13 protein-coding genes are annotated in these 15561 nt (G+C 34.3%); 8 read left to right on the top strand and 5 right to left on the bottom strand.

Going from position 1 to position 15561, the window contains the following annotated elements; genetic code table 11:
• Positions 1-2 precede the first annotated feature (2 nt).
• The gene (locus AC1RNE_RS01090; protein WP_492799214.1) at positions 3-617 is read left to right on the top strand and encodes a LysE family translocator; all 615 of its coding nucleotides are present in this window, start codon (positions 3-5) and stop codon (positions 615-617) included.
• 194 nt (positions 618-811) lie between these two features.
• Here the strand turns inward: AC1RNE_RS01090 and AC1RNE_RS01085 are convergent, their stop codons facing one another.
• Positions 812-3622 carry a TonB-dependent receptor gene (locus AC1RNE_RS01085; RefSeq protein ID WP_492799213.1) on the bottom strand — a complete coding sequence of 937 codons (2811 nt, stop codon included), beginning with the start codon at positions 3620-3622 and terminating at the stop codon, positions 812-814.
• A 301-nt stretch (positions 3623-3923) separates the two neighbouring features.
• Here AC1RNE_RS01085 and AC1RNE_RS01080 point away from each other — a divergent pair, with 301 nt between their 5' ends.
• From AC1RNE_RS01080 to AC1RNE_RS01060, 5 genes are all read left to right on the top strand, one after another.
• Positions 3924-5150 carry an alpha/beta hydrolase family protein gene (locus AC1RNE_RS01080; RefSeq protein ID WP_492799212.1) on the top strand — a complete coding sequence of 409 codons (1227 nt, stop codon included), beginning with the start codon at positions 3924-3926 and terminating at the stop codon, positions 5148-5150.
• A gap of 107 nt (positions 5151-5257) precedes the next feature.
• Complete coding sequence (locus AC1RNE_RS01075) at positions 5258-5668, top strand: hypothetical protein (RefSeq protein WP_492799211.1); 411 nt, start codon at positions 5258-5260, stop codon at positions 5666-5668.
• 117 nt (positions 5669-5785) lie between these two features.
• On the top strand, positions 5786-6673 hold the full coding sequence (locus AC1RNE_RS01070; protein WP_492799210.1) for a glycosyltransferase family 8 protein: 888 nt from the start codon (positions 5786-5788) through the stop codon (positions 6671-6673).
• 379 nt (positions 6674-7052) lie between these two features.
• Positions 7053-7946 carry a glycosyltransferase family 8 protein gene (locus AC1RNE_RS01065; protein ID WP_492799209.1) on the top strand — a complete coding sequence of 298 codons (894 nt, stop codon included), beginning with the start codon at positions 7053-7055 and terminating at the stop codon, positions 7944-7946.
• Positions 7947-7984: 38 nt separating this feature from the next.
• Positions 7985-8758 (top strand): glycosyltransferase, encoded by a 774-nt coding sequence (locus tag AC1RNE_RS01060; protein ID WP_492799208.1) that lies wholly within the window; start codon positions 7985-7987, stop codon positions 8756-8758.
• A gap of 146 nt (positions 8759-8904) precedes the next feature.
• Here AC1RNE_RS01060 and AC1RNE_RS01055 read toward each other — a convergent pair whose 3' ends face one another.
• Complete coding sequence (locus AC1RNE_RS01055) at positions 8905-9816, bottom strand: histone deacetylase family protein (protein WP_492799207.1); 912 nt, start codon at positions 9814-9816, stop codon at positions 8905-8907.
• Between the two features lie 65 nt (positions 9817-9881).
• Entirely contained in the window at positions 9882-10775 is an 894-nt protein-coding gene (locus tag AC1RNE_RS01050) for a LysR family transcriptional regulator (protein ID WP_492799206.1), read from the bottom strand.
• A gap of 96 nt (positions 10776-10871) precedes the next feature.
• Here AC1RNE_RS01050 and AC1RNE_RS01045 point away from each other — a divergent pair, with 96 nt between their 5' ends.
• Together AC1RNE_RS01045 and AC1RNE_RS01040 are read left to right on the top strand one after the other, a co-directional pair.
• Entirely contained in the window at positions 10872-11468 is a 597-nt protein-coding gene (locus AC1RNE_RS01045; protein ID WP_492799205.1) for an NAD(P)H-dependent oxidoreductase, read from the top strand.
• Positions 11469-11480: 12 nt separating this feature from the next.
• Positions 11481-11771: a putative quinol monooxygenase gene (locus AC1RNE_RS01040; protein ID WP_492799204.1), complete on the top strand. Its 291-nt coding sequence runs from the start codon at positions 11481-11483 to the stop codon at positions 11769-11771.
• Between the two features lie 116 nt (positions 11772-11887).
• Here the strand turns inward: AC1RNE_RS01040 and AC1RNE_RS01035 are convergent, their stop codons facing one another.
• Both AC1RNE_RS01035 and AC1RNE_RS01030 read right to left on the bottom strand, forming a co-directional pair.
• Positions 11888-13858 (bottom strand): thioredoxin domain-containing protein, encoded by a 1971-nt coding sequence (locus AC1RNE_RS01035; RefSeq protein ID WP_492799203.1) that lies wholly within the window; start codon positions 13856-13858, stop codon positions 11888-11890.
• The gene (locus tag AC1RNE_RS01030) at positions 13855-15477 is read right to left on the bottom strand and encodes a T9SS type A sorting domain-containing protein (protein WP_492799202.1); all 1623 of its coding nucleotides are present in this window, start codon (positions 15475-15477) and stop codon (positions 13855-13857) included. Before AC1RNE_RS01030 ends, AC1RNE_RS01035 begins: the two co-directional genes overlap by 4 nt.
• Between the last annotated feature and the right edge of the window lie 84 nt (positions 15478-15561).

The following is a 15561-nucleotide window of genomic DNA, read 5'->3' as shown; positions in this document are numbered from 1 at the left end:
TTATGATAATTAATGCGATTGTTTTTGGATTCCTTTATGGGTTCTTATTGTGCTTTACTTTTGGGCCAGCGTTTTTCAGATTGATACAAACCAGTATTGATATTGGGTTTAGAAGAGGAGTGTTGATTGCTGGAGGAGTAACAGCTGCGGACGCTATTTTGATGTTTTTTGCAGTATTTGGCACTAGTTTTCTACCAAAGTTTCAATATTTCAATATTATTATTGCCATCGTTGGGGCATCTATTCTGTTTATTCTTGGGTTCAATAGTTTGTTTAAACAGCAAACCCAATTGGTATATCCTAAATCGAAGTTTGGTTCTTTTCTTTACTACTTTATTTCAGGGATTTTATTGAATTTATTGAATCCTTCAAATTACATTGCCGTTTTCACGACTTCTACTTACTTAACTGGTGTAGAAGGGTTTAGTATCAACGAAACCATCATTTTTTTTGTAGCTAGTTTGTGTGCCACGATGTTGGCTGAATCACTGATTGCGTTTTATGCGCAGAAAATGAAGAAGGTATTAACACCTACAATTTTAAGGAGAATCAATCAAGTAGCAGGGATTATTTTTATTATTTCGGGGCTGTTGATTCTTTGGAAGCAGTTTTTGTAGGAGTATAGCTTTAAGTATTGATATCTCAACTATAATGTGCTTACCTAAAATAGATTGAAATTTATATCAATCTATTTTAGGTAAGCACAAGTAATTAAAAATTCTTTATTCTTCTCTAAGTTAGTAAAAATCTATGTTTTTTGAGAAACCTAAAAATATTCTAATCAATAAATCACTAACTCACAATTAAATACCTAACTCTTCCAGTATTTCTTCAAATTATAGCTAAACGTAAGCATAAAGAATTGTTGCAGAACATTCGATTGTGCATCTTCAATATACGTCGTTGTAATATTTCTTTGGATACTTGTGTTCAATTTCAATAAATCAAATACAGACAAGCGAATTTCGCCTTGTTGTTTTTCGAATAACTTCTTGGCTACTGCCATATTCCAAAGTGTATATGATTGATTAAACGATGAAGAAAGTCCAGAGTTTGAATAATAAGTAGCATCTGTATTAAAGACAAGACCTTTCCAGAAAATAACATTCAAACGTACTTTCAAGTTTTGATTAAAATAATTATTATTCAAACTTGAAGAAACTGTATTCTGAACATAGCTAATATTTGAATTTGACGAAATCGTAAAGTCAACATTTGGACTAATATTGCTACTCACTACCAAGCCGAAGGCATATCGCTGAGAATCGCTATAATTTAAAACATTATTGATTAAACCCGGTGTACGCGATAAACTAGCGGTAAGGTTGGTATTAATGTTTAATTTAATAGCCTTCACTGGGAAGCCATAAGACATAAACCCTCTTAAAGAATACTGACCATCTAAATTAACTGGTCGTGATAATTGAGAACCTGCTTTCAATATAATGTCTCTACTGATTACGGTATCTCTGGCTGCAATAAAGCTACTGTTAGTAATATTTCCCATCACAAAGTTGGCACTCATCAAAGTAACAAAGTTTGAGAAAGTAGTTGGGCTAGTTGCTGTATAACGCAACGAAAGTTGGTGTTGATATTCCTGCGTAAGGGCTGAATTACCTGTCGACAATTTCAATGGGTTGTTATTATTTACTACCTCTTGCAACTGACTAATGCTTGGCTGTTGTGTTTGTGTCTGGTAATTAAAACGGATAGATTTAGCATTGCCACTAATATTATAACGCATCGAGAATGAAGGCAAAATATTATTAAAGCTTTTATCTAGGTTATACACTTTAGGGAATATTTGCTCATTCATTAAATGGGCATTTTGATAACGTACTTCTGCTGAAATATTCATCGTTCTTGAAAACTGACGAAACCCTGTTCCAATTTTATAATTGTAATAGTCACTATTGAAAACGTTACTCAAAAGTGTATCTAAACGACTATACGTTTGCTCTGCATCCGAGAAATTGTAAGCATATTTTTCAGATTGGTTTTCATTATAGCCAAAACTTGTACTCAAGAAAACAGCACTTTGTTTACTGATAGGTTCTGAATAATACAAACTTGATGATAATCCAAAACCATTAGCATCAGTATGAGAACGCTGATTTAGAATTCTGGCTGATGGATTAGTACCATAAAAATTATTAACTGATCTTAATGAACCGTCAGCGTTTCTATCATTATACGTAGTAGTAACATTGAAAGTCAAAGAACGACCCATTTTGGCAAATCGGTGTCTGAATAAAATGTTATTTGAAAAATTGATAGCATGATTATTACTAGCATTTTTATTAGTAACATCATTCAATTTAGTAGTATTAAAATTGGTTACCCCATCATACCCAGAGTTAGCATCAGTAGTCTGAAAACTTAGGTTGGGAGTCATCACCAATGAATTGTTATCATCTATTTTATATTCTAATCTAAAATAGGCACGATGGTTCAAACTGTTTGAACTTGAACTACTGTTTTCACTATAGGTTTGTCCTGTATTTGAGCTTTGAATATACTGTTGGTAGGTTTTCTCAACAATTGAATTACTCGCTTGATTTAAGAAATAACTTCCTTGCAACTTTAGTTTTGTTCCCCATTCGTTAGAATAATTCAGACCAAAGGCATTTGTTGAATTATAACCAGGCTGGTTATTAACTAAGAAATTACCAGAATTATCACCGCCGCCACCAGCACCTCCACCGCCACCACGGTTTCCTCCTCCGCCACCACCGCCTCTACGCGATTGTGCGCTTCCACTCGCTACACCAATAAGGTCTTCAGAAGAAAAGTTTTGCTGATTGATATTATTTGATTGAAATAAAAGCGTCAGACGACTATTTCCTTTGAATCTATTGATACTTGATGTTACTCTGTAAGTATCATTTGTTCCGACACCCGCTGCATTACGTCCGAAAACACCATTTCTCATATCAGGACGAGTTGTGATATTAACTGTTTTTGTGGTATTACCATCATCTAACCCTGTCAATTGCGACTGCTCACTCAACTGATCAAATACCTGAATTTTATCAATTACTTCAGCAGGAATATTTTTCATGGCTGCTGTAGCATCTTTTCCAAAGAAAAGCTTTCCATCAATCATTACCTGCTTTACTTCTTCCCCTTGAATCTGCATCTTGCCATTTTCAACAACAGCTCCTGGAAGTTTTTCAATCAATTCGTCGGCATTGGCATCTGGGTTTACCTTATAGGCTCTAGCATTAAATTGTAACGTATCTTTTTTCTGAATGACAGCAGCTACCTGTCCTACTACCTGTACTTCATTCAAGGTTTGGCTATCTTCAATCAAAAACATGGTTGCTAACGGAATATTCGCTTCATCGGCAACCGTAACTGCTTGTCTGTATTCTTTATATCCTAGAAAACTTACTCGAACAGAGTAATTCCCTGCTCCTACCTGAGTGAATTGAAACTTACCAGCTTCATCCGTAGGCACTGTTCTTTTTTTGGTAGAATCTGCAAGGTTAACAAGCGAGACATAAGCACTTTTAAGTATTTTCTGTGTCGCCATCTCTCTGATTTCACCGTTGATGGTCGTCTGAGCAGAGAGTTTTGAACAAAATAGGACTAGGGCTAAGAGAATAATTATTTTTTTCATAGCAAAAATTTGATTTTTATTTTAACACAAATTAGAAAAACCGTTATCTAAGCAATCAGTTTTGAGACAAGCACGAATAATTGTGCGACTTATCTGGAATTAATTTCTTTTGTGGTAACTTTGATTTCCATAGTTCATGTTAACCTTAGATAATTCATATAAAACGCTTAGATTAGCGTAAATGGTAATGGTTTAATCATAAATTTTATTTTTTTTAGTTTCACCAAATAAATTGCCTAAACTAATCTTTGTTGCTTAAATAATATTTTATTTTCTTCGTTATAAACCATAAAAAAGAACAATGAAAAAACCTCAACACAATAAGATAGTATTATACTTCCTGTTTTTTTGCTTTAATATTTGGATTTCAAGCTGTAAAAGTGATGATACTCCTACGCCAGACCCTACTCCGAGCAATCAGTATCTAGTTGGTAGTACGCTTATTGGTTCTTATTCAAAAGATGTATTAAAAACCAGAACAGAAGTATTAACTGGTGGTGTAAACGACCCAATCGTTGCGATTTTTATCAATGGTTTATTGAAATATGATATTAAGGCTTATAAAATTGTTTATAAAACAAAGAATACAGATGGAACCGAAATTCAGGCGTCGGGTGCACTGATTGTTCCCCAGACTACCGAAGCCATTCCTTTAATTAGCCAACAACACGGCACTATTCGTTCAGATAACGACGCTCCTTCTAATTATGGTACAAGTAGTGAATCATATTCTATCGCCTCTTTGTTTGCTTCAAACGGCTATATCATAGCTTGTCCTGATTATATTGGCTATGGAACCTCTAAAAGCATTACCCATCCATACGAGCATCGTGAAAGTTTAGCACAAGCTAGTTTAGACATGATTCGTGCTTCAAAAGAATTTATTACGAATGAAAAATTAAATTGGAGTAAGAAATTAATGATTACAGGATATTCTCAAGGTGGTTTTGCGACGATGTCTTTACAAAAGAAAATAGAAGAGCAATACTCAACAGAATTCAATTTAGTGGCATCTTCTTGTGGAGCTGGGGCTTACAACAAAACAGCCTTCATGAAGTATTTAATAAATGAAACCACTCATGGTATTTCGACATACAATCAGCTTTATATTTGGGTTGTTCAAACGTATAACCGCATCTACGGATTAAACAGAGCCATGAATACCTATTTCAAAGAGCCTTATGCTACAGATATTCAGACTAATGGCAACAATGCGAATGTATCTGTTAGCTTCAATTTGACTTTTGCAGATGCCTTCAAGAAAAATGTGAATGATGGAACGGATACTCAGTTCTTGAATGCGGTAAAAGATAATGATGTTTTTGATTGGGCTCCTAAAACAGAAACTCAACTTTATCATGGCGATGCCGACCAGCAAGTATTCTATCTGAATGCTACTACAGCTTATGCTGCCATGAAAGCAAAAGGTGGCAATGTGACATTGATAACCAAAGCAGGTGGTACTCATGGGTCTACTTTGCAGGATTATGCGCTAGGAACATTTAACTTTTTTAATGGTAAAAAGTAAATTATTTCAAAATGGTTTTTTACTTCTAAGTAAAAATCGCCATACTATTGAAAATTTCAATAATTGTTTATAATTTTATCAAAACCATTAAAATCCATTAACAATCAATGCAACTTTCGCTAATTTCTGAAATGCCCGAATTGGAGAAGAAAATCTTCTTGGACATTTATGCTAAGGTGTATTTTGATACTCGCCGTAACCGACCGAGGTTAAAAACCATTGATGGACAAGCCATTCCTTGCGACCTAAAAATTGGTTGCCCTACAAAAATTATTTCAGATTTTCCTGAGGGTACAATCTATAAATTGGATGCTCGACTGATACAAAAAAATGGGCGTCAGCCTTATTTTTTAACCATTAATAAGAAGAAAGTACAGCGTGCAATCGAGTTTTTTGAACATAATTTGCAAATTCAAAAGGGACTGAAAGCTGAATGCAAGACGAAAAAGGTGACCTTTGAAAAGGTAAAAAAAGAGAAAAAAAACGGCCCTTTCAAAGACGATATTTCTATTTTTTAAAACAAAAGGTTGATTAAAGGTTTTAATCAACCTTTTGTTTTAAAAGTAATTAATATAACCAAAAACAAACGTTTATTAAAAACCTAAACCCTACAACTAAATATAATTTTTGACAGTATGAAACAAAACAAGCCTATAACAATAGTAGTGGCAAGCGATAATCATTTTGCTGTGTTGATTGCTGCTTTATTGAAATCTATTGACATAAACCATAAAACGGACGAACATATAAATTTTTATATTATTGAAGACAACATTTCTGCTGAATCCAAAAGTCAACTTGAAAAAATAGTCAATCCTGAAAGATTATCCATTAAATGGGTTAAAAGTAGAGAAATTGTTCCTCATAATGTGTTTTTTCCTGTCGATAGTTCCAGCTTTCCCATCAGTATCTTCTTTCGTTTGTTTGCTCCATATATCATTGATGAAACGCTTGAAAAATTAATTTATTTAGATGTAGATATTATCGTTCAAGATGATATTTCTACATTATGGAATATTCCTTTGAATGAACACACTATTGGTGCCGTACAGGATTATTCTAAAACCGTTGACTGCGAATGGGCGGGCATACCTAACTACGCAGAACTAGGTTTAACCCCTGATACCAAGTATTTTAATTCAGGCGTATTATTGATTAATCCCAAAAAGTGGAGAGAGGAAGACATTACCAATAAAGTAATTGCCATATTAATCAAATACAAGAAATACGTAAGAATGGCTGACCAATATGGTTTGAATGTTGTGTTTGCCAATAAATGGCTAGAATTAGATGCCAAATGGAACTGGTTTGCTCTTTACAAAGATGAAGCTCCTTCGCTCATTCATTTTGTTGAAATAAAACCTATTTTTTTGAATTACAAATTCAATCCAACCTTTAAAGATGAATTTTACAGGTATTTATCGCTGACTCCTTGGAAGAATTTCAAGCCCATCAGTGGCAATTGGAGATTACTAAGAAAAGTACAGAATAAACTCAAAAAGATTGTGCTTAAATTTATATAAGAATGAAAAAATGTTAAAACTATAATTAACTTCAATAGTTTATTGTATAAGTATTTTTTTCTCCATTAACATTAGAAAAACGGCAATTCTCAAAAGTTACCGTTTTTATTTTTTAAATTATTCATTAAAGAACGGATAAAGAAAGTTTTTATAATTGTATCAAAGTAAATTGTATTATGTGTATTTTTTTTTTAGATTGTATGAAAGTATGGTATAAAATATGCTATACAATAAAAGACCTGAATTTTTAATTATCTTTAGAGGGATTAGTCTATTGGTTCAATACCTTTTTAATTCTAATAGCTTAAATATTTAATTTTAAAATTAGCATCATTGTATATATAACACAGCTTACAAAAACCAAAATATTTATAATATTATGTCAAATTCTATTGAAAAGAAACCAATAACCATTGTGGTGGCAAGTGATAATCATTTTGCCATTTTGATTGCAGCTTTGCTAAAGTCGATAGATCTAAATCACAAAACTGACGAGCATATTGATTTCTATATCATTGATGACGGTATTTCTGCTAAAGCAAAAAGCAGACTTGAAACCATAGCTGACCCTTCAAGAATTACACTGAAATGGTTTAAGAGCAAAGAAATCATTCCAGCAGACATAGTAATACCTGTAGATACTACGTCTATGCCCCTTACCACCTTCTTACGTATTTTCGCCCCTTATATTATTGACCCTGAGCTAGATAAATTGATTTATTTAGATGTAGATATTATTTTACAAGACGATATTTCAAAATTCTGGAATATTTCTTTAGGCGACTATACAGTTGGTGCCGTTCAAGATTATTCTAAAACTGTCGATTGCCAATGGGCAGGCATTCCGAACTATAAAGAATTAGGACTGTCACCCGACACAAAATATTTCAATGCAGGTGTTTTGTTGATGAACCCCAAAAAATGGCGTGAAGAAAAATTAACGAACAAAGTAATTAGTGCTTTGGTAGATTATAAAGAGCATGTTCAGATGGGTGACCAGTATGGATTAAACGTGGTATTGGCAAACAAATGGATGGAACTTGACCCAAAATGGAATTGGTTTGCTTTATATGAAGATGAAAAACCTCACTTAGTTCACTTTGTTGAGATTAAACCAATTTTCTCTAATTATCACTTTAAAGAAGTTTATAAACAAGAGTTTTTTAGGTATCTAGCCATGACTCCTTGGAAAAACTTCAAGCCGCTTAGTGGTAAATGGAGAATGTTTAGAAAGCTGGTTAACAAAGTAAAAAAAGCTTTGCTAAGATTATAATTGGATACTTACTTTGAATATTTTAAATCATTTACCTAATGAGAAAATTTGACGGAGTAACATTATTAGTTACCCATTATAATAGAAGCAGTTCATTAGAACGCCTTTTGAAAAGCTTTCAGGATTTAGATTGTGTTTTTGAAGACATTGTGGTTTCTGATGATGGCAGTAAAGAAGAACATCAAGCATATTTAAGAAAAATACAACCTGAATATTCTTTTAGGCTTATTACAACACCCAAAAACAAAGGGCTGGGAAATAACCTTAACAAAGGACAGGATGCGGTAGTAACACCCTATACTTTGTATGTTCAAGAGGATTTTGTGCCGACAGCTATTTTCCCTACTCATTTTGAGGATGCACTCAGATTTATGAATGAGGACAAGAGTTTAGACATGGTTCGTTTTTATGCTTATATACAATATCCTTATCTTAAATACTTCGACAAAGGTTATTCAGAAATGCTTTATAAGCCTTGGTATACAGATTATCATAAGATTTATTATTATAGCGACCATCCACATTTGAGAAGAAGTAATTATTTCGAAAAATTTGGACGATATGCAGAAGGTATAAAAGGAGACCGTACAGAATATAGAATGTGTTTGGCCTTTATCCAAAACAAAGGGAAAGCCCTCTTCTTTAATGAATATAAGTCACTTTTTGACCAAGTAAATTCTGCTGATGAACCAACAACGATGTCAAGGGGAAGCTGGACCACTAGCGAAAATCCTGTAATACAATTAGTACGATATTTTTATAGACAAACTAGGTATAACTATGATTTGTTGTTTACTAAGTATAAGTATTGAGTGATTTAGTGAATGTGTGACTTAGTAATTAAGACATCCAAAAACTATCCTTTGAGATAATTTGGTTTAATTTTGACCTGTTACTTAGCTATTATTATATAATATAAATCCGCTCTATTGGGGCGGATTTTTCATTATATGACCTATTATACACCATCAAAAAACATCTTTTGAGCAAGTCTAAAGGTATTACAATGTGCATCGACGATATCAATAATTTTAGGAGAATATCCTCCACCCATCGATACAACAATGGGTAATTTATTGTTGATAGCTTGCTCAAACACAAATTCATCTCTACGATAACAGCCCTCTTTGGTAATACTTAGTTTACCCAACTTATCAGTTGCTAATATATCAACGCCTGAAATATAAAACAGGAAATCTGGCTTTTGATGCTTAATTAACGCTGGTAATGTTTGATATAAAACACTTAAATATTCCTCATCTTTTGTATAAGTTTCAAGACCAATATCTAAATCAGATTTTTCTTTATGCAAGGGATAATTTTCCTGTCCATGCATCGAAAATGTAAAAACATTTGTTTGCTCATGAAAAATTTCGGCTGTTCCATTGCCTTGATGAACGTCTAAATCAATGATTAATATTTTTGTAGCCAGCCCCTTATCTATTAAATAATTGGAAGCTACAGCCACATCATTTAATAAACAAAAGCCCTCGCCTTTATTGGAATAGGCATGATGCGTTCCGCCTGCTACGTTCATGGCAATACCATTTGCTAAAGCAAAATGGCAGCAGTCTATTGTTCCTTGTGTAATGATGGTTTCTCTGCGTACAAGTTCTTCTGATAAAGGAAAACCTATTTTACGTATCATTTTAGGGTCAAGTCTGAGATACTTTAAATCTTCCCAATATTGTGGCTTATGTGTGCGAACAATCCATTTTTCATCTACAGGTGTGGGCTCAAAAAAATTATCTTTATCACAAGTACCTTCATATAATAATTGCTCAGGAATAAGTTCATATTTCAACATCGGAAAACGATGTCCTTCGGGAAGCGGGTGTTGATAGATGGGTGAATAAGCTATTTTTAACATACACTTTAAATAATACAATCATTGGTTGCGATACCTCTTTCAGTTACAGGGCAAATTAGTCAATATCACATTTTGCTTGCTATACTTTTCTTAATCAATGCTATTTCTTTTTCATAAACCGTTTTTTTACGATGAGCAAAATATAGTGTATTGATTAGCTTTGATTTGCCTTCCCAAATTAGCTTGATATTGCCTTTATCAAGTTCCTTTTGACAAAGAAAACTAGGAATAATAGCCAAGCCTTGCCCCTGCGCTAGACAGCGAACGATAGAGTTCAGATTCGGAACAATATAATTAGGGCGGAAATCGGGATACTTATTAAAATTCAATTGCCAGAAATGCCTTAAATGTTCCATATCGCCTGTAGTGCCATACCATTTCTGTGTTTTAAGCCATGCTTCCAATACTTCGCAATCATTCGTAGAGAGTATTTCTTGAAACGCCTCTACATCAATTCCATTACCTCCCACCATCACAATATTTTCAGAAGAAAATGGATAATATTCAATGCCTTCTTTTTCTAATACTTGTGGGGTAACAATCAAATCAATAATTCCCTTTTCTAGGTTTTCTATCATCAAAGGATATTCGCCAAATTGTAAGATAATATTAAAGGGAAAACTTGGTATAAATTCTTCTAAAGAAGCCTGAAAAGTTTCAAAACACATTCCTAAACTTATAGTCGGAGTGTGTTTTTCAGTACTTCTTTGAAAGTTTTTCTCTGCCTCTTCTAGTTTACTCAGGGCTTGAACTGTAAAGTTATAAAGCACTTTCCCCCTTTCAGTCGGAATCATCTTTCTGCCTGTTCTGTCAAAAAGCTTGTAGCCAACATAGTTCTCCAGTGAACTCAAATGTAAACTTACTCCTGGCTGAGAAATAAATAATTGCTCGGCTGCTTTTGTAAGCGTCCCTGTTTGATACACTACTTTAAAAGTTCGATACCATTCTAAATTAACCATTTTACTATTATAATTATGATAGATTACTATAAATCATGTTATTTTTATAATACAATTACTCGCTATACTTTTGTTCCATTAACAACAAAAGAAAAGATGACAACAAAAGTTTTTATAATAAATGGCGGACAAAAGTTCGGTCATTCTGGGGGAAGATTCAATGAAACTATTTTCCAAGAGAGTATCAGTTTTTTCAAACAACATCCTGATTTTGAAATCAAAACTACTAATATTAACGAAGAATACAACCCTTCTGAGGAGGTAGAAAAGTATGTTTGGGCAGATGTAGTTATTTATCATACGCCTATCTGGTGGTTCCAGTTACCACATGATTTGAAAAAATACATTGATATAGTTTTTACGGAGGGTTACAACAAAGGAATTTATCGTAGTGATGGGCGTTCGTCTGTCAATCCAACCATCAATTATGGAACAGGCGGTACGCTACATGGAAGAAAATATATGTTAACGACGTCATGGAATGCACCAAAAGAAGCATTTACACTTCCTAATGAATTTTTCATGGAAAGAAGTGTAGATGATGGACCACTGTTTGGCTTTCATAGAATGAATGCTTTTACAGGAATGACTCCCCTTGATAGTATTCATTTTCACGATGTGGAGAAAAATAGTAATATTGTAAGAGATATGAGTCTTTATCAAGACCATCTCCATAAAATTTTCTTAAACTAACATTTTTCTCTGATGAATATTTATCTCACGGCCATTGTCAACAGTAAACCAGAACATGTTGAAAAAGTAAAAGCCATTTTAGAAGCATTAGTAGTTGAATCTCGCAAAGAACCAGCGTGCATTCAATACGATTTGCACCAGTCTATTGCGGCTTCAAACATTTTTACTTTTCATGAAATATGGGAAAGCATTAGCGGATTGGATAATCATAATCAGCAACCATATATTGCTAGTTTTGTGGCTCAATTTGATGAATTATTAGAACAACCAGTAACGGTTTATCAGGCACTGAAAATAGCATAGAACATATTTTTTCCTATTAGGGGGTGACTTAAGTCACCCCCTAATAGGAAAAAATAAAATTTAATAACCTCATTTACAGCACATTAAACTCTTTAAGTGTTTTTTATTTTTCATTATTAAACAATCTGTTCCCAAGCCTCTTCAACTGTCTTTACTGGTAATTGACAAGTTTTGTCATAACAAACAAAGATTAGCGTTTCTCCCTCCTTTGTTGTTCTATGTTGTAATAAAGGTAACTGACTTTCTGTAGCAGTTCCTGATAATACCTTATTAGGGAAAAATTGTTGGTCTATTTGTTTTCTAAAAGTCAGAAAATCATCTCCTACAATGGCTATTTCTGGTGTTTTAGACACCATTTGCGTAGAAAAACAAGCCCAATTAGTGAGATAATCTACATTTTTCAATAACAGATTCTTCATTTTAGAGAGCATCAATTTTGATAATAACCCGAAGTCTTCTCTTTCCAAAATCAGTCCTAAAGTATATAGATTTCTTGCCATTATTGAATTGGAACTTGGTATCACATTGTCAAAAATTTCTTTTTTGCGTGCTATTAACTCTTCAGCATTTTTATCTGTAAAGAAAAACAATTCATCCTCCTCATCCCAGAAGTTTTCAAAGGCATATAACGTTAATTTCTCCGCATAATGCAACCAGTTTTCTTCAAAAGTAGCCTGATATAAATTCAAATAAGCATCAATCAACGTGGCATAATCTTCTAAGAAACCCATAATCTTGGTTTCTCCGTTTTTATAGCTATGCATCAATTGTTCCCCTACGATAAACTTATTTTTGATGAAATTAGCATTTTGAATCGCCAACGTTAAAAAGTTCTCATCACCAAACGCCCTATAGGCATCGATTAGTCCTTTTAACATCAAGCTATTCCATGAACAAAGTATTTTATCATCCAATCCGGGGCGAATACGAGTATTTCTTACTGCATTAAGCTTTGCTATCTGTTCTTTAAAATCTGCATTCAAACTAGGCTGGTCTTTCCACAAAATATTCACGCCATGCTCCCAGTTCCCTGCCTGCGTCACTTGGTATTGTTGGCAAAAAGCCTCAGCTTCTTCTCCTAAAACTTCCTCAATTGCTGGTTTAGTCCATACATAATATTTCCCCTCTACTCCTTCTGAATCGGCATCTAACGCTGAATAAAACCCGCCTTCTTCATTGGTCATTTCGCGAGTTAACCATTCGATGGTTTCATAGACAACTTCTCTATACAAAGCTGTTCCTGTCAAAGAGTACGCCTCTGAATATAAACTCACTAATTGCCCATTATCATACAACATCTTTTCAAAATGAGGACAAAACCATTCGCCATCTACAGAATACCGAGCAAAGCCTCCTCCTAATTGGTCGTAAATTCCCCCCATTGCCATTCTATTAAGGGTAAGTTGAACATGATTTAGGATAGCTTGGTCTTTAGTTTCATGCACATACCTCAATAAAAAAGCCCAAATAGAGGGCATCGGAAATTTGGGACTTCTTTCAAACCCACCCCACTCATCATCAAAAGTACTCGACAGTTTTTCTGCCATTACTTTTAAATCATCCTTGGTGAATATCTCGCTTTCAGGCACCAATCCATATTTTTCAGAATCTTTAAACAACATATTCTGAGTAAACCCTTCTGCCGACTTCTGTAGTTCTTCTTGGCTATTTTTAAAACCCGTATCTACTGCTTGCAATAATTTCAACCAATTGGGCTTAGGAAAGTAGGTTCCTCCATAAAAAGGTTTGCCATCTGGCATTAAAAAGACATTCAATGGCCAACCTCCATGTACGCCCATTGCCTGTACGGCATCCATATACACCGCATCAACATCAGGACGCTCTTCTCTATCTACTTTTATATTGACGAAATAGCGGTTCATTACCTCCGCTACTTCTTCTTTTTCAAAACATTCATGCTCCATCACATGGCACCAATGGCAAGCAGAATAGCCAATACTTACCAAAATAGGTTTATTTTCTGCTTTCGCCTTATCAAGGGCTTCTTTACCCCAAGGAAACCAATCCACAGGGTTCTGAGCGTGTTGTAATAGATATGGCGACGTTTCGTGGGCTAATCTGTTCATTGATTAATAATAATTTTTTTGATAATACTCTTCTCTCCTTCTACATATTTCAATATATAAGTCCCCGAAGGTTGCTTTAAGTCAAACTCTTTTTTCCTTGAAATATAACTTGAGGCTGGAGTATAGTTCTCTGAATACACTTCCCTTCCTAAGGCATCGAAAATTTTAAAATCGCCTTTCAGATAACCTTCTCCATAATATTCAAAGGTGTATTTACCATTGCTTGGGTTTGGATAAAGCACATAGTTATTTTGTAAATCTGGCAAGGTAAACTTGCACAGAAAAGTTTCTTTGCCTTTTAAAGTAATTTTTTGCGACCAATCTCCATAATGGACATTTAACTCTGTTGTAGCTCCATCACTTGCAAATTCGTTAATGGCAGCAATCAAAATTTCATTCCCTTTTACTACTCCTCTCCAAACAGCATCTTGGTCTTTAAAATGGTCATAAGCCGTTTTAGGAATTACTAAACGGTAGTTACCCGTAAAAAAGTCTTTGAATTGAGACAGTCTGTATAACCCATAAATATAAGATTCGTAAATTGAATAGTTGACATTGTCGGGCGTATATGGTCCTTCCCAAAGCCAAAGCCCTTTAGCTCCTGAGAAAAATGGAAAAATGCCTTGCGCCTCTGCTAAATATTTCTTGATACTGACATTAAAACCATACGTAGAGCTTGGCTGACATTTGTTATAAGTAAGCCATTGAAACAACATTACGTCTTTACTACTTCGAGCGACGTTGGCTTCAATTTGGAATAATTGATAAGCGATGTTTGGATAAGGCAATGAGCTATATTCATAACAAAAATAAGCCGACGGTGCTAAAAAGGTATTTTGCTGATAGAACTTCCCTCCCGTCTGGTTGATAATTGTATCTTTCATATAATAATTCAACACCTTGTCACTCGTCAGCCATTCTTGCCAAGTATAATTTAGGGGAAATTCTGTGTTTTTTATCGGAGCATCTGAGTAAGAAGCAAAATTCGTTGTGGAAGGAATGCTATTTTGCTGAAGGTAAGTTATTGGCTCAGCATAAAGTTTTGACAAATCGCGTTTATAGCGTTCAGTAAAATCGATATCAGATAAAGCACGGTATTGAGCAGGAACACTTTGGTTAGTTTTTAAGCTACGGATGCCTGCATCAGTAGGAATCTCCCTTTCTATATCCAATATCAGAATATCTAAATTGGGCATTGCTTTTCCTTGGGTATCAGTAAAAAGCCCTGCCATTCCCTTCATATCGTCAGTCCATTTTTGCTTGTATTTGGTTAAATCGTTTGCCCAAGGACTTTCTATTTCATACCAAGGCTGACCTGCCAAACTGGCTACGCCACCCCACAGAATTGCCCTATTTTGTTGTGGTAAATTAACATCTGCTGCCGTAAAATTAGCCAAATGTGTAAAGCCGTGTTTCAAAGGAAGGCGATTGGCATCTTTAAATCTAGGTCCATTATACACAATTTTAAATGGCAATGAAAACTCGGGAAACTGTCCCCAATTAATTACACCATTCTGAGTAGATGGCGTATACTGAAAACTAGGTTGGCAGTCGGATTGAGCAAAAGCTAATCGACCAAACAGTAAACAGAATAATGTAATAAAATCCCTTTTTTGCACGTTTGTTTAATGTATTTTAATAGTGTTCAAAGTATAACTTCTGGCAATTTCGGAAGAAAACCTTTAACTTTGCTAAAGAAAAAT

The organism is Arcicella sp. GW822-FHT02H01 (assembly GCF_058802005.1).
This window is presented reverse-complemented; position numbering and strand designations above follow the sequence as displayed.

Bases quoted from the DNA above. Each gene is read 5' to 3' on its own strand.
- AC1RNE_RS01035 (WP_492799203.1), bottom strand. From the start codon at position 13,858: ATGAACAGATTAGCCCACGAAACGTCGCCATATCTATTACAACACGCT.
- AC1RNE_RS01065 (WP_492799209.1), top strand. From the start codon at position 7,053: ATGTCAAATTCTATTGAAAAGAAACCAATAACCATTGTGGTGGCAAGT.
- AC1RNE_RS01060 (WP_492799208.1), top strand. From the start codon at position 7,985: ATGAGAAAATTTGACGGAGTAACATTATTAGTTACCCATTATAATAGA.
- AC1RNE_RS01040 (WP_492799204.1), top strand. From the start codon at position 11,481: ATGAATATTTATCTCACGGCCATTGTCAACAGTAAACCAGAACATGTT.
- AC1RNE_RS01090 (WP_492799214.1), top strand. From the start codon at position 3: ATGATAATTAATGCGATTGTTTTTGGATTCCTTTATGGGTTCTTATTG.
- AC1RNE_RS01055 (WP_492799207.1), bottom strand. From the start codon at position 9,816: ATGTTAAAAATAGCTTATTCACCCATCTATCAACACCCGCTTCCCGAA.
- AC1RNE_RS01070 (WP_492799210.1), top strand. From the start codon at position 5,786: ATGAAACAAAACAAGCCTATAACAATAGTAGTGGCAAGCGATAATCAT.
- AC1RNE_RS01085 (WP_492799213.1), bottom strand. From the start codon at position 3,622: ATGAAAAAAATAATTATTCTCTTAGCCCTAGTCCTATTTTGTTCAAAA.
- AC1RNE_RS01045 (WP_492799205.1), top strand. From the start codon at position 10,872: ATGACAACAAAAGTTTTTATAATAAATGGCGGACAAAAGTTCGGTCAT.
- AC1RNE_RS01050 (WP_492799206.1), bottom strand. From the start codon at position 10,775: ATGGTTAATTTAGAATGGTATCGAACTTTTAAAGTAGTGTATCAAACA.
- AC1RNE_RS01075 (WP_492799211.1), top strand. From the start codon at position 5,258: ATGCAACTTTCGCTAATTTCTGAAATGCCCGAATTGGAGAAGAAAATC.
- AC1RNE_RS01080 (WP_492799212.1), top strand. From the start codon at position 3,924: ATGAAAAAACCTCAACACAATAAGATAGTATTATACTTCCTGTTTTTT.